The sequence below is a fragment of the Allobosea sp. 05T438 genome, assembly GCF_056396025.1.
Genome location: NZ_JBFTKQ010000013.1, coordinates 94,316 through 112,300, shown reverse-complemented (window position 1 = coordinate 112,300; position 17,985 = coordinate 94,316). Strand labels below are relative to the sequence as shown.

14 protein-coding genes are annotated in these 17,985 nt (G+C 63.8%); 4 read left to right on the top strand and 10 right to left on the bottom strand.

What is annotated here, in order from left to right:
- Positions 1-82 precede the first annotated feature (82 nt).
- Entirely contained in the window at positions 83-1,237 is a 1,155-nt protein-coding gene (locus AC1DIN_RS22265; RefSeq protein WP_476765262.1) for an ABC transporter substrate-binding protein, read from the bottom strand.
- A gap of 354 nt (positions 1,238-1,591) precedes the next feature.
- Between AC1DIN_RS22265 and AC1DIN_RS22260 the strand changes: the two genes are divergently transcribed.
- Together AC1DIN_RS22260 and AC1DIN_RS22255 are read left to right on the top strand one after the other, a co-directional pair.
- Complete coding sequence (locus tag AC1DIN_RS22260; protein WP_476811348.1) at positions 1,592-2,014, top strand: tripartite tricarboxylate transporter TctB family protein; 423 nt, start codon at positions 1,592-1,594, stop codon at positions 2,012-2,014.
- Positions 2,014-3,525 carry a tripartite tricarboxylate transporter permease gene (locus AC1DIN_RS22255; protein WP_476811347.1) on the top strand — a complete coding sequence of 504 codons (1,512 nt, stop codon included), beginning with the start codon at positions 2,014-2,016 and terminating at the stop codon, positions 3,523-3,525. Before AC1DIN_RS22260 ends, AC1DIN_RS22255 begins: the two co-directional genes overlap by 1 nt.
- 156 nt (positions 3,526-3,681) lie before the next feature.
- Here the strand turns inward: AC1DIN_RS22255 and AC1DIN_RS22250 are convergent, their stop codons facing one another.
- The 3 genes from AC1DIN_RS22250 to AC1DIN_RS22240 form a co-directional block, all read right to left on the bottom strand.
- Positions 3,682-3,924 (bottom strand): HP1242/YdcH family protein, encoded by a 243-nt coding sequence (locus AC1DIN_RS22250; protein ID WP_476811346.1) that lies wholly within the window; start codon positions 3,922-3,924, stop codon positions 3,682-3,684.
- 102 nt (positions 3,925-4,026) lie between these two features.
- Complete coding sequence (locus tag AC1DIN_RS22245; RefSeq protein ID WP_476811345.1) at positions 4,027-4,560, bottom strand: hypothetical protein; 534 nt, start codon at positions 4,558-4,560, stop codon at positions 4,027-4,029.
- A gap of 206 nt (positions 4,561-4,766) precedes the next feature.
- Positions 4,767-6,275, bottom strand: coding sequence for an acetyl-CoA hydrolase/transferase family protein (locus tag AC1DIN_RS22240; protein ID WP_476811344.1), 1,509 nt, complete (start codon positions 6,273-6,275; stop codon positions 4,767-4,769).
- 169 nt (positions 6,276-6,444) lie between these two features.
- On the opposite strand from AC1DIN_RS22240, the gene AC1DIN_RS22235 reads away from it, so the two are divergent.
- Both AC1DIN_RS22235 and AC1DIN_RS22230 read left to right on the top strand, forming a co-directional pair.
- Entirely contained in the window at positions 6,445-8,076 is a 1,632-nt protein-coding gene (locus tag AC1DIN_RS22235) for a Na+/H+ antiporter (RefSeq protein WP_476811343.1), read from the top strand.
- 310 nt (positions 8,077-8,386) lie between these two features.
- Positions 8,387-8,677 carry a c-type cytochrome gene (locus tag AC1DIN_RS22230; RefSeq protein ID WP_441469067.1) on the top strand — a complete coding sequence of 97 codons (291 nt, stop codon included), beginning with the start codon at positions 8,387-8,389 and terminating at the stop codon, positions 8,675-8,677.
- A 275-nt stretch (positions 8,678-8,952) separates the two neighbouring features.
- Here the strand turns inward: AC1DIN_RS22230 and AC1DIN_RS22225 are convergent, their stop codons facing one another.
- From AC1DIN_RS22225 to AC1DIN_RS22200, 6 genes are read right to left on the bottom strand one after another with little or no spacing between them, the layout of a single operon-like run.
- Positions 8,953-10,119 carry an SGNH/GDSL hydrolase family protein gene (locus AC1DIN_RS22225; RefSeq protein WP_476811342.1) on the bottom strand — a complete coding sequence of 389 codons (1,167 nt, stop codon included), beginning with the start codon at positions 10,117-10,119 and terminating at the stop codon, positions 8,953-8,955.
- On the bottom strand, positions 10,116-11,237 hold the full coding sequence (locus AC1DIN_RS22220) for a glycoside hydrolase (RefSeq protein WP_476811372.1): 1,122 nt from the start codon (positions 11,235-11,237) through the stop codon (positions 10,116-10,118). Before AC1DIN_RS22220 ends, AC1DIN_RS22225 begins: the two co-directional genes overlap by 4 nt.
- 23 nt (positions 11,238-11,260) lie before the next feature.
- Positions 11,261-12,436, bottom strand: coding sequence for a polysaccharide pyruvyl transferase family protein (locus AC1DIN_RS22215; RefSeq protein ID WP_476811341.1), 1,176 nt, complete (start codon positions 12,434-12,436; stop codon positions 11,261-11,263).
- A 39-nt stretch (positions 12,437-12,475) separates the two neighbouring features.
- A complete protein-coding gene (locus tag AC1DIN_RS22210; protein ID WP_476811340.1) occupies positions 12,476-13,651 on the bottom strand; it encodes a polysaccharide pyruvyl transferase family protein in 1,176 nt (391 codons plus the stop codon).
- A 24-nt stretch (positions 13,652-13,675) separates the two neighbouring features.
- Positions 13,676-16,366, bottom strand: coding sequence for a glycosyltransferase (locus AC1DIN_RS22205; RefSeq protein ID WP_476811339.1), 2,691 nt, complete (start codon positions 16,364-16,366; stop codon positions 13,676-13,678).
- Complete coding sequence (locus AC1DIN_RS22200) at positions 16,359-17,867, bottom strand: DUF6212 domain-containing protein (RefSeq protein WP_476811338.1); 1,509 nt, start codon at positions 17,865-17,867, stop codon at positions 16,359-16,361. The genes AC1DIN_RS22205 and AC1DIN_RS22200 overlap by 8 nt, the downstream gene beginning before the upstream one ends.
- Between the last annotated feature and the right edge of the window lie 118 nt (positions 17,868-17,985).

The window sequence follows — 17,985 nt, the reverse complement described above, 5'->3', positions numbered from 1 at the left end:
GCTTCGGGCCGTGCGGGGCATGCCGAGCCCCGGCACGATTGCCGGCCTCCGCCGAGCGGAAGGCCGGCGCGCCCGGCTTGGATCAGCCCAGGTTCGGCGGGAAGTCGATCCGCTTGTCGAACTTGATCTCGCCCTTCTCGTTCTTGACGATGTTGTAGCCGTGCAGGCCGTCGCCGTTCTTGTCGAAGTTGTATTCGCCTTCGGCACCCTTGTGGCTGCGGATGGCCAGCATGGCCTCGCGCACCTTGTTGGGTTCTGTCGAGCCCGCCTTGTTCATCGCCATGGCCAGGCAGGTGACGGCGTCATAGGTCCAGGACGACTGGTTGTCGGGTGCGACCTTGCGGACGTCGCGATAGGCCTTGCCGAAGGCCTTCGAGGCGTCGCTCGAATCCTCGGCGTAATCGGCGACGCCATAGGTGTTGTAGAGCGCCGGGCCGGCGAGCTTGAGCGCCGAAACGTTGACGATCGAGGGCGAGCCGACCCAGGGAATGTTGACGCCGAGTTGGCGCAATTGCCGGGCGAAGATGCCGAGGTCGGTCTCGAAGGTGAAATAGGTGCCGAGGATATCGGCGCCCGACTGCCGCACCGCCAGAACCACCGGCGTGAAATCCTGGCTCTGGTTGGCGTAGCCCTGGTCGAGGGCGAGCGTGGCGCCATTGTCGGGCAGGGCATCGGCAAGGGCCTTTCCACCGGCGGTGCCGAAGGCGTCGGTCGAATGAACGATCGCCCATTTCTTCTTGCCGAGTTCCTTGGCGCCGAACTGCGCGATCACCTTGCCCGAATAGGAATCGTTCGGCCGAAAGCGGAAGAGCCAGGGATTGCCGAGCTTGGTCAGGTTCGGGTCGGTGCCGCCGAAGCCGACGGGCTTGCCGATCTTCAGCATGTCGGGCGCCATCGCATGCATCTGCGTGGAGCGGATCGAGCCGAGGAAGGCGACGATGTCGGGCTGGCTGGCGAGCTTGGAGAAGGCGAGGACCGCGCCGGGATTGGTGGTCTGGTCGTCCTCGAAGATCAGTTCGAGCGGCTTGCCGAGCACGCCGCCGGCCTTGTTGACCTGTTCGAGCGCGATCTTGGCGCCGGTCTGGGCGAAAGAGCCGGACTCGGCGGCGGCGCCGGTCATCGGCACGACCATGCCGAGCTTGACGGTGGCGCCCTGGGCGTAGGCGGTCCGCATGACGGCCGGGGCGGCAATGGTACCGGCGAGAACGGTCGTAAACCCGCGACGGGTCAGGTGCATCGTTATCCTCCCGATTTAATGGATTAGATCGGATCTGAGCGCCCGATTGCCGTCATGATGAAATATCTGCGCGCCCGTCTGCACTGAGTCTTTCATCATCCTTTAGTCTATGCCTCACAGCTGCCGTCGTAGGGCCCGCGCCGCCTTCGCGAACAGCTCTGCGCGGGGGGCTGCGCCGGCTGAAACCTCCTCTAATTGATCGTGGGCATCACGCGGTTCCTGGCCGCAGGGCACGGCCGGAGGGCACGCGCAGCCGGCTCGGAAAATTCTTTTGACGCAGGGCGTCGTGCCCGTTGCCAGATTGGTTCCTTCGAATTAATAAAGATACGACATAAACCATGAGTAGGCCAACGAATGCTCAACCAGAATGTGGCGCGAGGCCTCTTCCTCGCTGCGCTGGTGCTGTTCTTCGCCTCGAACGCACTGCGATATCCCATTGGTGACCTGGCCCATGCCGGCCCCGGCCTGTTTCCGCTTCTGATCTGCGTGCCCTTGCTGATCATCGCCGGGGCCATCATCCTGCAGGCGCGCCTCTCCGAGCCGGTGCCTCTGCAATTCAATCCGAAGAACATCGCCCTGATCATGGCGAGCCTCGTCGGCTTCGTGATCGCCTCGGAATATGTGAACGCCATCGCCGGGATCATCGTGCTGGTCTTCGTCGCCGGCTTCGCGGGGACGACCTACTCCTGGATGCGCAACATCAAGATCGCGCTCGGCCTGATCGTGGTGGCCTATGTCTTCCAGCGCTTCCTCGGCCTGAATCTGAGATTGATCTGATGGAAGTCCTCCAGAACCTCGCCTTTGGCTTCAGCCACGCGCTCACCCCGGAAAACCTGCTCTACTGCGCCATCGGCTGCGTCGTCGGCACGCTCGTTGGCCTGCTGCCGGGCCTGGGTCCGCTGGCGACGATCAGCCTGCTGCTGCCGCTGACCTATTCGATCCCGACCGGCGGAGCGCTGATCATGCTCGCCGGCATCTATTACGGCGCGCAATATGGCGACAGCGTCAGCGCCATCACGATGAAGATCCCCCACGCCTCCAGCATCGTGGCCTGCATCGACGGCTACCAGATGACACTGAAGGGCAAGACGGGGCTCGCGCTCTTCACGGCCGGCGTCTCCAGCTTCATCGGCGGCACCGTCGCGATCGTGGTCCTGGCGTCGCTTGCGCCGCTGCTCGGCAGCGTCGCCCTGCAATTCGGCCCGACCGATTACTGCGCGTTGATGCTGTTCGGCTTCGTCTGCGTCAGCTTCGTCACCACCGGCAGCCTGCTGAACGGCCTGGCGATGTGCCTGGTCGGCGTGCTGCTCGGGCAGGTCGGCACTGACCTCGAAACCGGCATGGAGCGCTTCACCATGGGCCTGCCCTCGCTGATCGATGGCGTCAGCCTGGTCAGCCTGGCGCTCGGCTGTTTCGGCATCGCCGAGATCACCAAGAATCTCGATGCGAAAGAGGAGCGCACGCCGTTCAACGGCAAGATCAAACTGATGCCGACCTGGCCTGAGTTCAAGCGCATCATTCCGAGCGCGCTGCGCGGCAGCATCGTCGGCTCCTTTCTCGGCATCCTGCCGGGCGGCGGGCCGGTGATCGCGCAGTTTGCCGCCTACGGCCTCGACAAGAAGGTGAGCAAATACAGGGACGAGATCGGTTCGGGCGCGATCGAGGGTGTCGCCGGGCAGGCTGCGGCCGACGAAGCTGCCGCCCGCACGAGCTTCATCCCGCTGATGAGCATCGGCATCCCCGAGAATGCGGTGATGGCGCTGATGATGGCGGCCTTCATCATCAAGGGCATCCAGCCCGGCCCGAACATGATCGCCAAGCACCCCGACCTGTTCTGGGGACTCGTCGCGAGCATGTGGATCGGCAACTGCTTCCTGCTCTTGCTCAACGTGCCGCTGGTGCGCTTCTGGCTCTCCGTCTTCAAGATTCCCTATAACGTGCTGTTCCCGTCGATCCTCTTCTTCTGCTGCATCGGCACCTTCAGCATCAACAACAGCCTGCACGACATCTACACGACGGCGGCCTTCGGCCTGATCGGCTACATCATGATGCGGCTCGCCTTCGACCCTGCGCCGCTGATGCTCGGCTTCATCCTGGGGCCGATGCTGGAAGAGTACTTCAGACGCTCGATGTTGCTGAGCCGCGGCAGCTTCCTGACCTTCTTCGAGCATCCGATCAGTGCAACGCTGCTGTCGCTGCTGGCGCTGTTCACCGGCTGGCAGATCTTGACTGCGCTGAAGGGACGAAAGGCCGCTGCCACGGGCAAGGCTCAGCCGGCTTCGAGCTGAACCGGCGGCTCCGCTGACCTTGGCTATTTCTTGCACGACGGGCGTCACCGCCTCGATGGCCGCGGGCTCTGGAGTGCCGGTCAGCAGCCCCCGTCGCCGCAGGACGGCAGAAACAGACAGCCTCGCCTCAGAGCGAGGCTGTCCGGTCGGTGGGTCCTATCTTGCCTTGTTCAGAGCGTCGGCAATCCTGTCCTTGAGGGACAGCCGCTCTTTACGCAGCGCCGCTTCGGCGTCCTCGCTGAGCGCTGCAATCCGGGTCTCGGCCCGATGAATCTGGTCGTTCACTTCGTCGTACTCTTCCAGAATCCGCAAGAATTCCGGGCTGCTCACCTTCAGGGCGTGGATCGCATCCATCTGGTCGGGAAATTCATCGCGAAGTGTGTGCGGCGTGTTTGACAATGTCCTGTTCTCCGTAAGTTTCCCCATGCGCTCCAGACCGACGGGGCAAATCACTGGCATGCCTCACGCGAGGCCGCATACGTGAAGGGTCTGGACGGTGCTTTATGGCTTTTCGACGCGAACAACCCGATAGACATGGTAATCTGGCCGTCTGCCGATTGAGATGTACTCACCGGTCAGGAAACGTTCTTCGCCAAGACGAAAGCCGAGTTCGTCGTCGCTTTCTCCTGCTTCGTAGTCGAAATACCATTGGCCGCCGGGTTTGCGCCGCAATCGACCGATTTTTTCTTCCTGGCCTTCGTCGAACCGGCGCACCCGACATGCCGTTTGATGATTTTTCCACTCCACCGGGTCGAGACGATTTTCGTCGTCCAGCGGAACCAGGAGATCGTACCCTTGATCCTCCTCGCCGGAAGGATGGCCCTTTTCCCGCGCGAGGAGCAGTCGCACATGGCGGAAGCTGGATGGCAGGTCTTTGGCGTAAACCATGATCTGGATGCCCTTTCGACATCCCTCATAACCTGCGGGGCAGCGTTTTCCCTTGATTTGCGTCAAGGTGAACCGAAGCTTGGAGAAGTCCTCAGCGCCGGTCAGGCTCCCGATGACAGGAAACCGTCTGGAAGTGTACGAAAGCATCCGTCGTCGCCCGACGACCCTTAAACGAGCGGCACGGGGTCTTTTTCGGGAGGGGATGAAAGCCTACGCCGAGCGGAGAGCTCTCTTTCCGTCGCCCCTGAGTCCGCTTTCTGGGCCAATATCGGATGCAGGTTTGGCAACGCCAAAACTGACGGTGACCGTGGATCTCCCGGCATGCCGGGCTTCGGGAGTTCCAAATCTGCTGCTCAGCCCCGCATGCTGCCCGTTTCGATGAAGCGCTGGTGCCAGGACAGCGCTTCGCCGGGCAGGCAGGGCGACTGCTGGCCGTAGGATCCGGCCTGGGCTCGGCGGAAATAATCTTCCAGCGCGGGCCGGTAGTCCGGATGAGCGCAGTTGGCGATGATCGTGCGGGCGCGCTGCTTCGGACTGAGGCCACGCAGATCGGCCAGGCCCTGCTCGGTCACGATCACCTGCACGTCCTGAGTGATGTGGTCGACATGGCTCGCCTGCGGGACGATGGCCGAGATCGCGCCACCCTTGGCTGTCGACGGGGTCATGAAGATCGAGACGAAGGCGTTGCGCGCGAAATCGCCGGAGCCACCGATGCCGTTCTGGATGCGCGAGCCCATGATATGGGTCGAATTGACGTTGCCGTAGATGTCGGCCTCGATCAGCCCGTTCATGGCGATGCAGCCGAGCCGGCGCACCAGTTCGGGGTGGTTGCTGATCTCCTGCGGCCGCAGGATCATCTTGTCGCGGTAGCGCGCCATGCCGGCATTGAGCTTCGCTGCCGCCTCCGGGCTGACCGAAAAGGCGGTCGCCGACGCCAGCACGAGCTTGCCGGCGTCGATCAGGTCGATCATGCCGTCCTGGATGACTTCGGTATAGGCGGTGAGGTTCTCGAAGGGCGCATCGAGCAGGCCGGAGAGCACGGCATTGGTGATGTTGCCGACGCCGGACTGCAGCGGCAGCAGCGAGGCGGGCAGCCGGCCCCGGGCGACCTCGTGGCGCAGGAACTCGATGAGGTGGCCGGCGATGGCGCTGGCCGTCTCGTCCGGCGGTGCATAGGGCAGGTTGCGGTCGGGCGATTCGGTCTCGACGATCGCGACGATCTTGTTGGGATCGCAGCGCAGATAGGCCTCACCGATCCGGTCCTGCGGCTTCACCAGCGGGATCGGCACGCGGTGCGGCGGCAGCGCCGTGCCGTAGTAGATGTCGTGCATGCCTTCGAGCTCGCCGCTCTGCCAGCGATTGACCTCGAGGATCACCTTGTCGGCCCTGTCGAGCCAGGTCTTGTTGTTGCCGATCGAGGAGGAGGGGATCAGGGAGCCATCCGGTCTGATGCCGGAGACCTCGATCACCGCGACGTCGAGCGGCCCAAGGAAGCCTTGCCAGGCCATCGGCGCGACCTGGGAGAGATGCATGTCGAAATACTCCATCTCGCCGCGGTTGATCTTCTCGCGCGCGATGGGATCGGAATTGTAGGGCAGGCGGAACTCGATCCCGTCGGCCTTGGCCAGAGCGCCGTCGAGCTCGGGGCCGGTCGAGGCTCCGGTCCAGACGCGGACACGGAACGGCTGGCCAGCGCGGTGCGCGGCTTCGATGCGTTCCGCGAGCGCTAGCGGCACCGCCTTCGGATAGCCTGAGCCCGTGAAGCCGCTCAATCCCAGGGTCATGCCGCTCTGGATGAGTGCCGCCGCATCCTGCGCGCTCATCACCTTCGCGCGTAGTGGCGCGTTCGCAATTCTCGACATTTCGGATCCCGCCTTGCTCGGCCACCTTTGGCCTGTCGGCCGTAGCGTCAGTCAAGCCCGCCGCTACGAAAGGCCTATGCGCTTGCGACGCGTGCGACCGGAGCTATCGCCGTGGCGTGAGGCCGGGATAAGGTCCGGCGCTTGATGATTGTCTAAAGCGCGCCGAGTCATGGAACCTGTCGTTACCGTTCTGACCTTGCTTGCAGCCGTTGTGATCAGCGGCTCCCTTGCTCGCTGGACAAAGCTGCCTTTGCCGCTCGTCCAAATCGGACTCGGTGCGGTGATTGCCGTCTCGGTCGTGCCGACCGTTTATCTCGATCCGGATCTGTTCTTCGTCCTTTTCCTGCCGCCGCTCCTCTTTCTGGATGGCTGGCGCATTCCGAAAGCGCATCTGGTTCGCGACAGGCGAGTGATCCTTGAGCTCGCGCTCGGGCTCGTGCTGTTCACGGTATTGGGCGTGGGCCTCCTGATCCACTGGCTCATTCCTGCGATGCCCCTTGCCGTGGCGTTCGCCCTGGCCGCAATCGTCTCACCGACCGATCCCATCGCAGTCACCGCGATTGCGTCCCGCACCCGCATTCCGAAGCGGCTGATGCATATCCTGGAAGGCGAAGCACTGCTCAACGATGCCTCGGGCCTGGTTTGCATGCGCTTTGCCGTGGCGGCGGTGTTGACCGGCACGTTCTCGCTGCAAGAGGCGCTCGCGACTTTCGTGTGGCTCGCTCTTGGCGGGGTTTTGATCGGCGTCGGCCTTACCTGGGCCGTCTCCGCTGCCAAGCAATGGATCACGAGCAGGGTCGGCGAGGACACGAGTTCGCAGATACTGATCAGCGTGCTCATCCCTTTCGGCGCTTATCTCGTCGCCGAGCATTTCCACTGTTCCGGCATTCTGGCGGTGGTCGCGGCCGGTATCACGATGAGTTTCATCGAAGGAACCGGGCAGGCGCTCGCTGTCACCCGCATCCGACGCGCGGCCGTCTGGGACATGATCCAGTTCGCGGCCAACGGCGTGATCTTCGTTCTGCTCGGGGAGCAGATGCCCGGAATTCTGAATGGAGCCGTGAGCGCCGTGCGAGCAGCCGGCCACCACCAACCGTTGCTGCTGGCAGCCTACGTTCTGGCAATCAGCCTGGCGCTTTGCGTGCTGCGTTTCGTCTGGGTCTGGGTCTCACTTCGCTTCACGATGTTCAGGGCCTCTCGAAAAGGTGAGCCCATTCCTCTGGTTGGCTGGCGCATAATCGCGGCGACATCGCTTGCAGGTGTGCGCGGGGCTATCACGCTCGCCGGTGTGATGACGTTGCCGTTTGCCCTCCGCGACGGCTCGCCCTTTCCGGCAAGAGAACTCGCGATCTTCCTGGCCGCCGGGGTTATCGTGGTTTCGTTGGTCGTGGCCAGCATCGTGCTGCCCCCACTCCTCAGAAACCTCAAACTTCCCGCCGAAGATTTCGATCAGGAAGAAATCGACCAAGCTCGCGACAGAGCTGCGCGTGCGGCCATCAAAGCCATCGAACGGGCCCAGCATGAAATGGCGGCCGGGCGCTCGGATGCTGACCTCTACACGGAGGGCGCATTACGCGTGATGGAGACTTATCGACAAAGGATCGAAGGGCGCCCGAAAAATATCGAAGGAACTTTTCATGGTCGCCGCCTGGAGGCCATCGAGAGAAAGCTGAGAGTGGCGGGGCTTCGCGCTGAACGCGCCGAAATCTACCGATTGTCGCGCCGTCGCGAACTGCACGAAGAGGCCGCCCAGAAGATGATCCGGGATATCGACCTGCTGGAAACGCGGTACACAGGCTAAGCACAAGACATGGCCCCCAAATTTCAGCTATCGCCGTCGAAGGAAAAGGCGGCGCACATAACCGGTGAGCAGTTTCGCTATGGGCTCCGGCAGGTGAACTTGTCGCCGGACCGGTTTGCGCAGCAGTTCTGCAATGGCCGGATCAGMCGCGTTCACGATTGGCTGAATGATGAGCCACCACTTCCGCCGCGGGTGCAGGTGCTGTGGCCTGCCCCGATGATGACGCCGGAAGCTAGGTCGCGGGCAATTGCGATGGCGGAACAGTTGACCACAGCGGCGTCGTCAGGCGCGTAGGCCGGGAGCTTGGAACTTGATTATTCGCTTGTCTTTGACTGCGCTCCTTGTCGCCAGTCCTGCGCTTTCGGAGCCGAGACAGTTCGCCATCGAGCAATGTGCCGCATGCCATGGCGAAGATGGTATCGCGCGAGATATCGAGGTGCCTCACCTGGCGGGGCAGAATGAACGCTACTTGTTCAATCAGATATTGGCCTTCAAGTCGGGCAAGCGCGCTCACAAGGAAATGCGCTACATGGCTCGCGAGCTGTCCACGGCCGAGATCGCCGCTCTCGCTGCCTATTACGCGTCCCTTCCGGCGCGATAGAGAGCGAAGCGGCAGGAGTTCCGGCTTAGGCCGGTTACTTGAAGCGGATCGAGGGCTGCCGCGACGACAGTCTCCGTGCCGACTTTCCGCGGTCGTCGGAGTGTTCGCCGATTTGTCCCAGATGGTCGCATGATTGGCCGCAACGAGGCGCGCGAACGGGCTTGTCTTCTGCGCGACCTGGAGCCTCCTCGTCATCTCCAACTCGCGCCCGGCGCTCTATGCGGGCCTGCCCAGGGCGTGCCTCGGCCGCAGCACGCCTGTGCGGGCCGGCGCCTCTATGCCGTCGCGGCCTCGGCAAGCCCGTCGGCCGTCGATGGCTGCTGTGTGCTGTATCTCTCGATGGCGCAGGTCTTGAGGTTTCCGGTGAAGAGAATGCCGGTAATGGGGAGGGCCGGCTCTGCTGGAAGGGTTTCGTGCCGAACGCTGTCTTTGGGCACATGCAATTTGTGCCCGGCGGCGGCGGACCCTCCGGAGAGTGTCAGCGCGCGCGTCTGCTGCATGTCGAGAAGCGTTGGACCATATAAAAACTCGAAGCTGAGCATCGAGACCAGGAACTTGTAGGTGCCGTCGCGCACGCCGCCCTTGAGCAGCGCGGCGCGGTGCATCTCGTCACCGGCCTGCAAATCAAGCGGCGGGATGCGGGGCTCGCAGACATAGCTCAATGCGAGCAGCATGCCCTTGTCGATGTCGAAACGGAGCCGGTCCCGCCCGAGATCCACGGCTGCCACCGAGAAGCGGCGGTTGGCATATTCGACGACGGGCCGCCCGAGCCGCTTGGCCAGCCAGGCGCCATCGAGCGCGCGGGCGTTGGCGAAATGCTCGGGATCGATCGCGGGCGGCAGCGCTGCGGGGCGTTGAGGGGCGGCGAGGGCCTGCTCCAGCTCGTCGGCGATCAGGTTGGCGACGATGGTCGTCGCCACCGGCCGGGCATAATGGCCCTGATCGGAGTAGAAGCTCGGATGGCCGACGACATCGCGCCCGAGGCGCTGCATCAGCAACTGCGAGACATCGATGCAGATCGTCCCGTACCAGCGCGAGATATAGGCGATCCCCGCGTCGATCGCGGGCACGGACGTCAGGAACGAACCGTTGCGGGCGCCGAAGATGAGGGTGGCGATCCTGAGCTTGGGGTTGCGCTCGCGGGCGAAGCGGATGAGGCCCTCGTAAAAGCGGGCCCAGTGCCGAAACGGGCGCCGCTCGTCGCCATAGACGAAGGCGTCATTGAGCGCATATTCGATGAGCAGCAGGTCGCAATCGGCGAGCTCCTGCTCATGCAGCTTGAGCTGGTGGAGGCCGAAGGCGCTGGTCGTGCCGCCGACCGAGAGATCCGCGACGATGTCGAGCGCCACGCCGCGCCGCGCCATGACCGACAAGAGCGAGGACAGGTAGCCGGGCTGCATGACGGTATTGGAACCGCCGATGACCAGGGTTTTCAGCGTCACGGCGTCACCGCGGCCAGGCCGGCGGGAGAAAGTTCGCCGCAACGCCAGATGCCATAGGTGGTCGCGTCCCAGTCGAAATAGAAGGCGGCGGCGATCCGTCCCGCGCGCATAAGGTCCGCGAAGCGCTCGCGGGTCGCCTTGACCAGGCGCTCGCGACGGCTGTCGTCGGCCGGGCAGGTCTTTGCGGTGTTGGCGAAGCCCCATTCGGTGACCCAGCAGGGCTTTCCTTCCGCCGGGCGCGAGCGGCAGATCGAAAGGGCCTGCTCGATATGCTGCTCGCGGGCGGCGGGCGAGCCGTTGCCGCCGGGATAGACATGGATGCCATAGCCATCGGCGGCCTGATCGAGCCCATGCTCGCGCATGAGCGCGGTGAAGCTCGCCGGGTCGATGCTATCGATGCCGCGCCGGTCGGCATGCGCCGGCGGGATGTCCGAGAGGCCGGCCGAGACGACCTTGGCGCCGGCGCTGAGCTTCGTCTTCGCCAGTTCCGCGCGGGTGACCTTCAGCAGTTGGACGTAATTCGCCGCGCCGCGTGCGACCGCATCCGGATCCGCCAGATCCTGGAGCGAGCGGGCCGTGCGCGTATTGGCTTCGGGCCTGATCTCCAGATCGCCGTTATAGGCGCCCCAATTGATCTCGTTGCCGGGTTCGACGGCGATGAGAGCGACGCCGAGCCGATCGATCCGTTGCAGGGCATCGCCCAGGGCCGTCCGGAAGAGTTCCGGCGAGACGTCGGAGAGGCGATACATGTCCCAGATGCGGCCGCGGCCGGAGCGCGGCTTCGTTCCCTCGGGATAGAGGGCGGCGTTGTTGAGCGAAATCTCGAGCAGGATGGCGAGGCCCTTCTGATGGGCAAGCCGGACGGCGTCGATGCTGGCGTCCATCGGATTCGTGAGAGAAAGCCGCACCGCGCGGATGCCGCTCTGCGCGATCTGATCCAGCACCTTCTCGCGGCCGGCGGCATCGAGCCAAGCGAGATTGACGCGGTTGACGCCGAACTGCGTGGGGGCGGTGGCGGGCGCGGCGAGAGCAGCCGCCGCCGCCAGGCCCGACGCCGCGACGAAGGGGATCAGGCGGGGCAGCAGCGCCGGCCGTCCGGCGTGCCGGCTTCGCCGCATGGCTTCGCGCGCGCCTCCTGCCATCAGCGGATCCCGATGTCCTTGAGCGCCGCGTTGAAGTTCTCCTCGCAGGCCGCGTAGCGATGGATCGCAGCCGGCACGTCGATCTTGGAAAGGAAATCCTGCAGGAAGGCCTTCTTCTTCGCTTCGCGATTCCAGACGGACGCCTCGATATAGGGGAAGCCCACGAAATCGAGCATCTCGCGCATGCGGTCGTCGACCGCGATCATCAGCGCCGGCACGCCGGCCTGCATGCCGATGATCGAACCGTGGAAGCGGCGGCCGAAGCAGAAATCCTGTCCCGATACCCAGCTGCGCCACTTATGCGTGTCGAAGAAGACGCGGAACTCGCAGTTCCGCTGCCATTTCTCGGAATGCTTGTACTCGGTCCTGGCTATGATGCGGCCAGCGGCTTGGTCGTAGGCGTCGCCGGTCGCGTCGGCGAGGATGTTGAGGTTGTAGACGGTGATCTCGTCCTGAATGACATAGCTCGCGACGCTGTCCTGCCGCAGCAGGGCATGGGCATCGACGATGGTGTCCGGCACGCTGCCGAGATAGCCGCCGAAGGCGATCTTCTGGGAATCGGCGAGATCGGGATCGGCGAGGTGGCTGAGCGAGCGCTTCATCGCGGCCGGCTCGTAATACAATGACGGACAGCCGGTCGGGCGGACGTATTTCAAGCCCTCGGCCTTGAGGAAATCGGCCGTGAAATGGCCCCGCGTCAGAAAGAAGCTTTCCTTCTTCTTGAGCACGTTGAGGAAGCGGCGCGTGCCTTCGGGCAGTGCGTCCTGGAGGTTCTCCTTCTTCTGGATGCCAATACCCATGACCACGATCGGCATGTTGAGCCGCTCGAACACGAAGGACTCGGTCGTCGCCGCATAGCCCGGCCGCAGCAGGTTGGCCGAGGCGAACAAGCACAGATCGAAGCTCTGGTTCAGCTTCTCGTAGGTTTCCGGCGAATTGACGTTGTTCGCCAGATGCCAGAACGGCACGTAGGTTACGTCGTGGCCGCGCACGCTGTGAGCGGCACCTTCCCCGATCAGGTAGTTGCCGGTGTTGGCGATCTTCTTGACCTGGTCGATCAGGTCCGTTTTGGTCCGCACCGTCTCGAAATACGGGCGGTGCCTGACGGTCGCTCCCGATGCGCTCTCGACGGTTCGCATCAGGTAGGATGGTATGCCCGTGACCATGATCCGCATGTCAGTCTGCCCTTAAGCCCCGTTTTGCCAAACACGGCATCAGGCGATGCCGATCTCGTTCAAGACCGAGCGGAAATTGTGCTCACGCTCGGAATAGGTCTCGATGACCTGCGGAATGTTCATCGTGGCGAGGTGATCGGCGACGAAGGCCGCGCGATCATTGGCGCTGTTGAAATCGGCGGCTTCGAGCTTGGGCAGCCCGGAAAAGTTCAGCATCTCGCGCATGCGGTCGTCGACGGCCACGATCAGGCTGGGAACGCCGGCCTGCAGCGCGATGACGTTGCCGTGGAAGCGCCGGCCGAAGGCGAAGTCCATCGACGAGGTCCAGGCCCGCCATTGGTTGGTGTCGAAGAAGGCATGGACGTTGATCTTCTTCTTCAGCTCGTCCGAGCCCTTGAAGGTCAGGTCCCCGATCACTCCGCCCGAGGCGGAATCGTAGACGCGGCCATCCGCATCCGGCTCGACCTGAATATCGAAATGCAGCAGCTCGTCTTGCACCACATAGGATGAGCGCCCGTCGTTCGAAGACAGCGCGTTCATGTCACCGATCGTGTTGAGCTCGGCGCCCATATATCCGGTGAAAACCGTGCGGCATTCGCCGACTTTCACCTCCGGCAGCCGGCGCAGCGCACGCCGTACATTGGCCGGCATGAAATAGAGCGAGGGACAGCCGACCGGCCTGACGAAGGAAAAGCCCTGATCCTTGAGGAAGGCAGCGGTCTCCTCGCCGCGCGTCAGGAAATAGTGCTCCCTTTCCTTCAGGACTTTCAGCAGGCGCTGCGTGCCCTCGGGCAAGGACTGTTCGAGATCGGGCCGGTTCTGGATTCCGATGCCGAGCATCACGACCGGCATGTCGAGCTTCGAGAGCACGAGCGCCTCGGCATCGGCCGAAAGGCCCTTGCGCAGCAGGTTGGCGCAGGTGAAGACGCAGATATCGAAGCGATCGTTGATCGTGTCGAGGCCGGTGCCGTTGTTGACGGCGTTCCACAGATGCCAGAACGGGATATGCGTGGCGTTCGGCGACAGCGCCCGCAGCGCGCCTTCGCCGATCAGGTAGTTCCCGGTATTGCTGATGTTCTTGAGCTCGCGGAGGAAGGCCTCCTTGCTCTCGGGCTGCGGCTGCTTCTCCGAATAGAAGACTTGGGCACCTTCTGCCTTCTGAATGTGGCGGGTGAGATGGCTCGGTATGCCGGTGACAAGGATTCTGGGGGCCATGGCTTCAGGATCTTCCGTTGATCGTCACGCGACGGCACGGGCGGAGAGAGCGGCCTCCGCCATGGACACGTCGCTAATGGGCTCGCCCGAAGCGGTGTTGCGCCGGACGGGGGCCGCGGGTTCGATCGCGTCGCTCCAGGCGATGAAATCGGCGAAGGACGCGCTCCAGGAGCGTTGCGCCGCCGTCGCGAGCGCGCCTTCGGCCAAGCGGCCAAGCGTTGCGCGGTCCCGCGCGAGTATGGCGATCGTCCGGGCCATCTCGACCACGATCTGGGCGTCGGCCGCGTTCGCGATCAGAACGCCGTCCTGGCCGTCGACGACCAATTCCTCGACTGCGCCGACTGCGGTCGCCATCGGGACGCAGCCGAGCTGCTGCGCCTCTGCGATCATCAGCGGAGCCCCCTCCCAGCGCGACGGCATCACCAGGATGTCGGCCCAGGCCAGATGAGCCGCGATATCCTTGGCGGCGAAGACCGGCGGTGCGACCTCGACGTCGATATCGCGCAAGCGCGTCATCCAGGACGAGCTAGGGTCGTCGGAGAGGATCTCGCCGCCGACGGCCCGGGCCTCGAAGGCGATATCCCGCTCCTTGAGCCGGACGAGCGTGCCGTGCAGCCGGTCGATGCCCTTCTGCCGATCGAGCCGGCCCATATAGAGCAGGCGGAGCGGCTCGCTTCCGCGCCCGGCTTTGCGCGCCTCGGTCACCTGAGCCCGCAGCTTTGCGTCGATGGAGAAGCTTGCCGCATTCGGCACGGCGAAGATCTTGCCGAAGGGGACGCCGAAACTGTGCAGATAGCTCTTCAATTGTTCCGAGCAGGTCAGGAAGGCGTCGTAAGCATGCTCGAAGGCGATGGCTGCATAGGGCTGCCCGGCCGGGCGCCTGAGCGCCGTCTCATCGACGACATGGAGATAGCAGGCCGTGCGGGTTCCGGCAGAGCGGAACTGCGCCATCAGTGGATGGGCCGCCATGACATGGTTGTTGACGATCAGGTCGAAGCCCGAGAGCAGCCCCTTCAACCCGGCCCAGTCGAGGGCGTGCTCGTCGGTGATGAAATCCTGACCGAGGAAATGGCCGCTCGCGCCCCAGGCCGGCACGCCGTCCTTCCAGAAATGGAGATGGTCGAACGCTTGGTCGAACTCGTCGAGCACCTCCATCCGCCCGGAGCCGAGCACGAAAAGATGGGTCTCGAAGCCGTTCTGCCTAAGTTCCCGTCCGGCCGCATAGGCGACCTTTTCGGCTCCGCCGAACGAGGCGTTCGGCACCAGCACGGCTGCCGTCCGGCGCGGTGCCGCATGGTGCGCCAGCGGCAGCACGGGAGAGCCGCCGAGCTCGGTTCTGAGCAGCTTGTAAAGCTCGGACAGGGCAGGCAGCCGGCGGGGGCGCCATGTCCAGCGCGTCGACGCTGTCGGCCGCAGCGGGCTCGTCGTGAGCGCGCTGACGAGATTGAGCAGCGCCTGCTCGGGCCGGATCAGCGAGCGGCGCTGCCGCGCCTTGGGGAAGGGGAAGCTGACTTTGAGGCGTGCCGATGTCGGCCACGCCTGTTCGCGGCCAATCGATGAGAACCAATCGAGCGCGTTGTCGTTGATGACGTTCCTGATCAGATCGGTCGAGACGAAGGTCAGATCCGCTGCGCCGCGCTGAGCGCCGGACGGGAGGATTTCCCACTCGATGCTCCGCTGCGAAGCGACGTTGCAGAGCTCCACGAAGACGACGTTGCAGCGTTCGGCAAACATCTCGAGATGGCAGAGAACGTTCGGCAGGAGCCGCGAACGGGCGAGGAGCTTGAGCGTCTCGCTGCTGCTGGCAGCGATGAAGGGCGGGAAATGGACATTGTCGGGCTCGCCGGCATTGCCCCAGAAGGCCCGCACCGCTTCGTCGAAGCCCATCTGCCCGGGTGGCAGCGTCGGATCCGTGAAGACGTCGAGCATACCCTCGCCGCTGCGGATCAGAGCATAGCGCGGCGCTTCCTCATGCTCGAAGCCGACCAGGGTTGGCCGGCGGAACAGCGCCTTGTGCCGCCGGCGGAGGAAACTCATCGAGGCCGAGCGGTCGCGGTTCGCCTCCTTGAAGCGGCTTTCCGCGCGCAGGCGGTATTCGAACGCGGTGTCATGGCAAGGCTCGCCAACGAAGCCTCCTTCGACGGCCGAAAGCCAGAACTCCCAATCCTCGAAGCCGTTCTGACGATCTTCTTCGAAGCGGACACCGCTGCTGAAGACGTCGATCGAGATCATCGAGCCGGTGTCGCAGATATTGTCGCTGATGCAGTGAATCAGGCGCGAATAACTGTCACCGTAATGCGCCCGCCAATTGACCGAGAACGTATCGATATTCGTGTAGACCCAGCCAGCCTTGCTTGCCCTCAGCCGGCGATACAGGGTCTCGACCGTGTTCGGCAGGACGCGATTATCGGCGTCAAGAAAATAGACCGCCTTGGTCTCCGGCAACTCTTCGAGGATGTAGTCGATCGCACGATTGCGGGCGCCGCCCGGGCCGGCATTCTCGCCGAAGATCACATGGACCTCCGGATGCGCCGCGGCATGGAGGGTGAGCTGGTCGAACACCTCATGCTGTGGGTCGCCATCGACCGAAACCACGATTGCGAGGCGGCAGTCCGTTACCGAAGCCAAGGCGGATTCCAGCGCCTCGATCACGAGCGCGGCATGGCCGTAGAGCGGCACGGCGATGGCGACCAGATCCTGAGGCTCGTCACGCATTGGCGACCTCCCGGACCGGGCTGTTCTCCAGATACTTTACCAGTCGGAAATTGAAGACCTTGAGCCAGGCGAAATCGACCGAATTGGTTGCAGCCTTGCTCAGGACGACCAGGTCCATCGTGCGCGGCGCCGGCGCTTCCAGCATAAAGTTGATGTCTACCGGCTGCGCGGCCGTGATCTCCATCCACCCGCTGAAGAACGCCGTGGGCGGCAATGCGCGGCCATCGGCGAGAGCCGCGATTTCCTTTCGGATATTCGCCGACAAGGGGACGAGCATCAGCCCGACCGTGGCGGGCTTGCCTTCGGGATGATCGATCACGGCGCGCGCCGAGATGCGCGCCGTGCCCGGCGCTACGACGCGACGAACGGCGCCGGCCGTGATGCCCTCGCTGAGCGGATGGCAGACGATCGCATCCTCGAGCTCGAGAAAGCGCACAGTCTGAAAGCTCGGCTCGATCGGGCTCGCCGAGACATTGGTGACGGCGCGCAGCAACTCGACCGGGAGCCGATAGTCCTCGACCTTCCGCCCGGAGATCACCGTGGACGGCGCAAAGACATTCGGCAGGGCGGTGGGACGGACGCCCGGGAGCCCGGTGAAAATCCGCAGGGCGAGAGGGCGCATGTCGAGGTCGGCATGCGGCGCCCGCGCCTGGGCGGCGTAGCGCTCGTTGGTGATGACGTGGCCGAGAGAGAGTTCGGGCGGCAGCCCGCCGCTGGCAGAGATTCTGAGCCGCAGCGTGCGGGGGCTGCCGTCACACGCCTTGGGCAAGGAGAAGAAGTTCCAGCCCTGCGTGACACTGGCATAAGGAATGAACCATTCCGCGATCCCCTCGCTGCTCTCCACGTAATCGAGGGTTACGATCAGCCGGCCGGTCTTGTCCGTCGGGACTTCACGAAAATGCAGAGCGAAGCCGGATACCGCATAGCTCGAAATCGGGAAGAGCTGCACGATCTCGGATTCGCACAGCAAGGCTGCGAGCCCCTGGTCCTTGGCGTCGATGTGCGGTCCGTGGCCGAACACCTCCGAGACCGTGTCCCAATTGCGGACATGAAACGCATTCTCGAGCGCGCGATAATTTTCGAAGAGCGCCTCCCGCTCCCGCCGTAGCGCCGCGAGCTCGGTGTTGGCGCTCGCCATATGGCGCGACAGGCGCCCGAGGCCGCCTTCGAGCACCTGCACCACGAGCTCCGCGTCCGACGCGAGCGCTGCTTCCTGCAACCGGACGACGGGGACATCGGGCAGGGAACCCACTTTGCGAAGCCGCTTGAGCGCGGCCCGCAGCGCGTTGCTCCCGGCATCGGAAATCGCGACGCCGATGAGCGGAAACGTGCCCCGCAGCTCTTCGGCGTCCGACTCCGGATCGACAAACACGAGAAGATCGCGGAGCGGAGAGGCTGCGAGAGCATCCTGGTCGCTGATCGCGGCAATCACATAGCGATTGCGATGCGGAAGTCGATGAATGGTCGCAGACAATGACTCGTTCAAGATAGCGCCCACCATGCGTCAGCAAATCGCAAACTCAGATTTTCTTGCATCGCAATATTCTGAGTACATATTACCTCATGTCAACATTATAATTATGGCATTTTCGCGTAATTCCTGAATTTATGAAAGTATT

Excerpts from the sequence above, each read along its gene's own strand:
- AC1DIN_RS22265 (WP_476765262.1), bottom strand. The coding sequence starts at position 1,237 with ATGCACCTGACCCGTCGCGGGTTTACGACCGTTCTCGCCGGTACCATT.
- AC1DIN_RS22260 (WP_476811348.1), top strand. The coding sequence starts at position 1,592 with ATGCTCAACCAGAATGTGGCGCGAGGCCTCTTCCTCGCTGCGCTGGTG.
- AC1DIN_RS22255 (WP_476811347.1), top strand. The coding sequence starts at position 2,014 with ATGGAAGTCCTCCAGAACCTCGCCTTTGGCTTCAGCCACGCGCTCACC.
- AC1DIN_RS22245 (WP_476811345.1), bottom strand. The coding sequence starts at position 4,560 with ATGCTTTCGTACACTTCCAGACGGTTTCCTGTCATCGGGAGCCTGACC.
- AC1DIN_RS22240 (WP_476811344.1), bottom strand. The coding sequence starts at position 6,275 with ATGTCGAGAATTGCGAACGCGCCACTACGCGCGAAGGTGATGAGCGCG.
- AC1DIN_RS22235 (WP_476811343.1), top strand. The coding sequence starts at position 6,445 with ATGGAACCTGTCGTTACCGTTCTGACCTTGCTTGCAGCCGTTGTGATC.
- AC1DIN_RS22220 (WP_476811372.1), bottom strand. The coding sequence starts at position 11,237 with ATGCGGCGAAGCCGGCACGCCGGACGGCCGGCGCTGCTGCCCCGCCTG.
- AC1DIN_RS22215 (WP_476811341.1), bottom strand. The coding sequence starts at position 12,436 with ATGCGGATCATGGTCACGGGCATACCATCCTACCTGATGCGAACCGTC.
- AC1DIN_RS22210 (WP_476811340.1), bottom strand. The coding sequence starts at position 13,651 with ATGGCCCCCAGAATCCTTGTCACCGGCATACCGAGCCATCTCACCCGC.
- AC1DIN_RS22205 (WP_476811339.1), bottom strand. The coding sequence starts at position 16,366 with ATGCGTGACGAGCCTCAGGATCTGGTCGCCATCGCCGTGCCGCTCTAC.
- AC1DIN_RS22200 (WP_476811338.1), bottom strand. The coding sequence starts at position 17,867 with ATGGTGGGCGCTATCTTGAACGAGTCATTGTCTGCGACCATTCATCGA.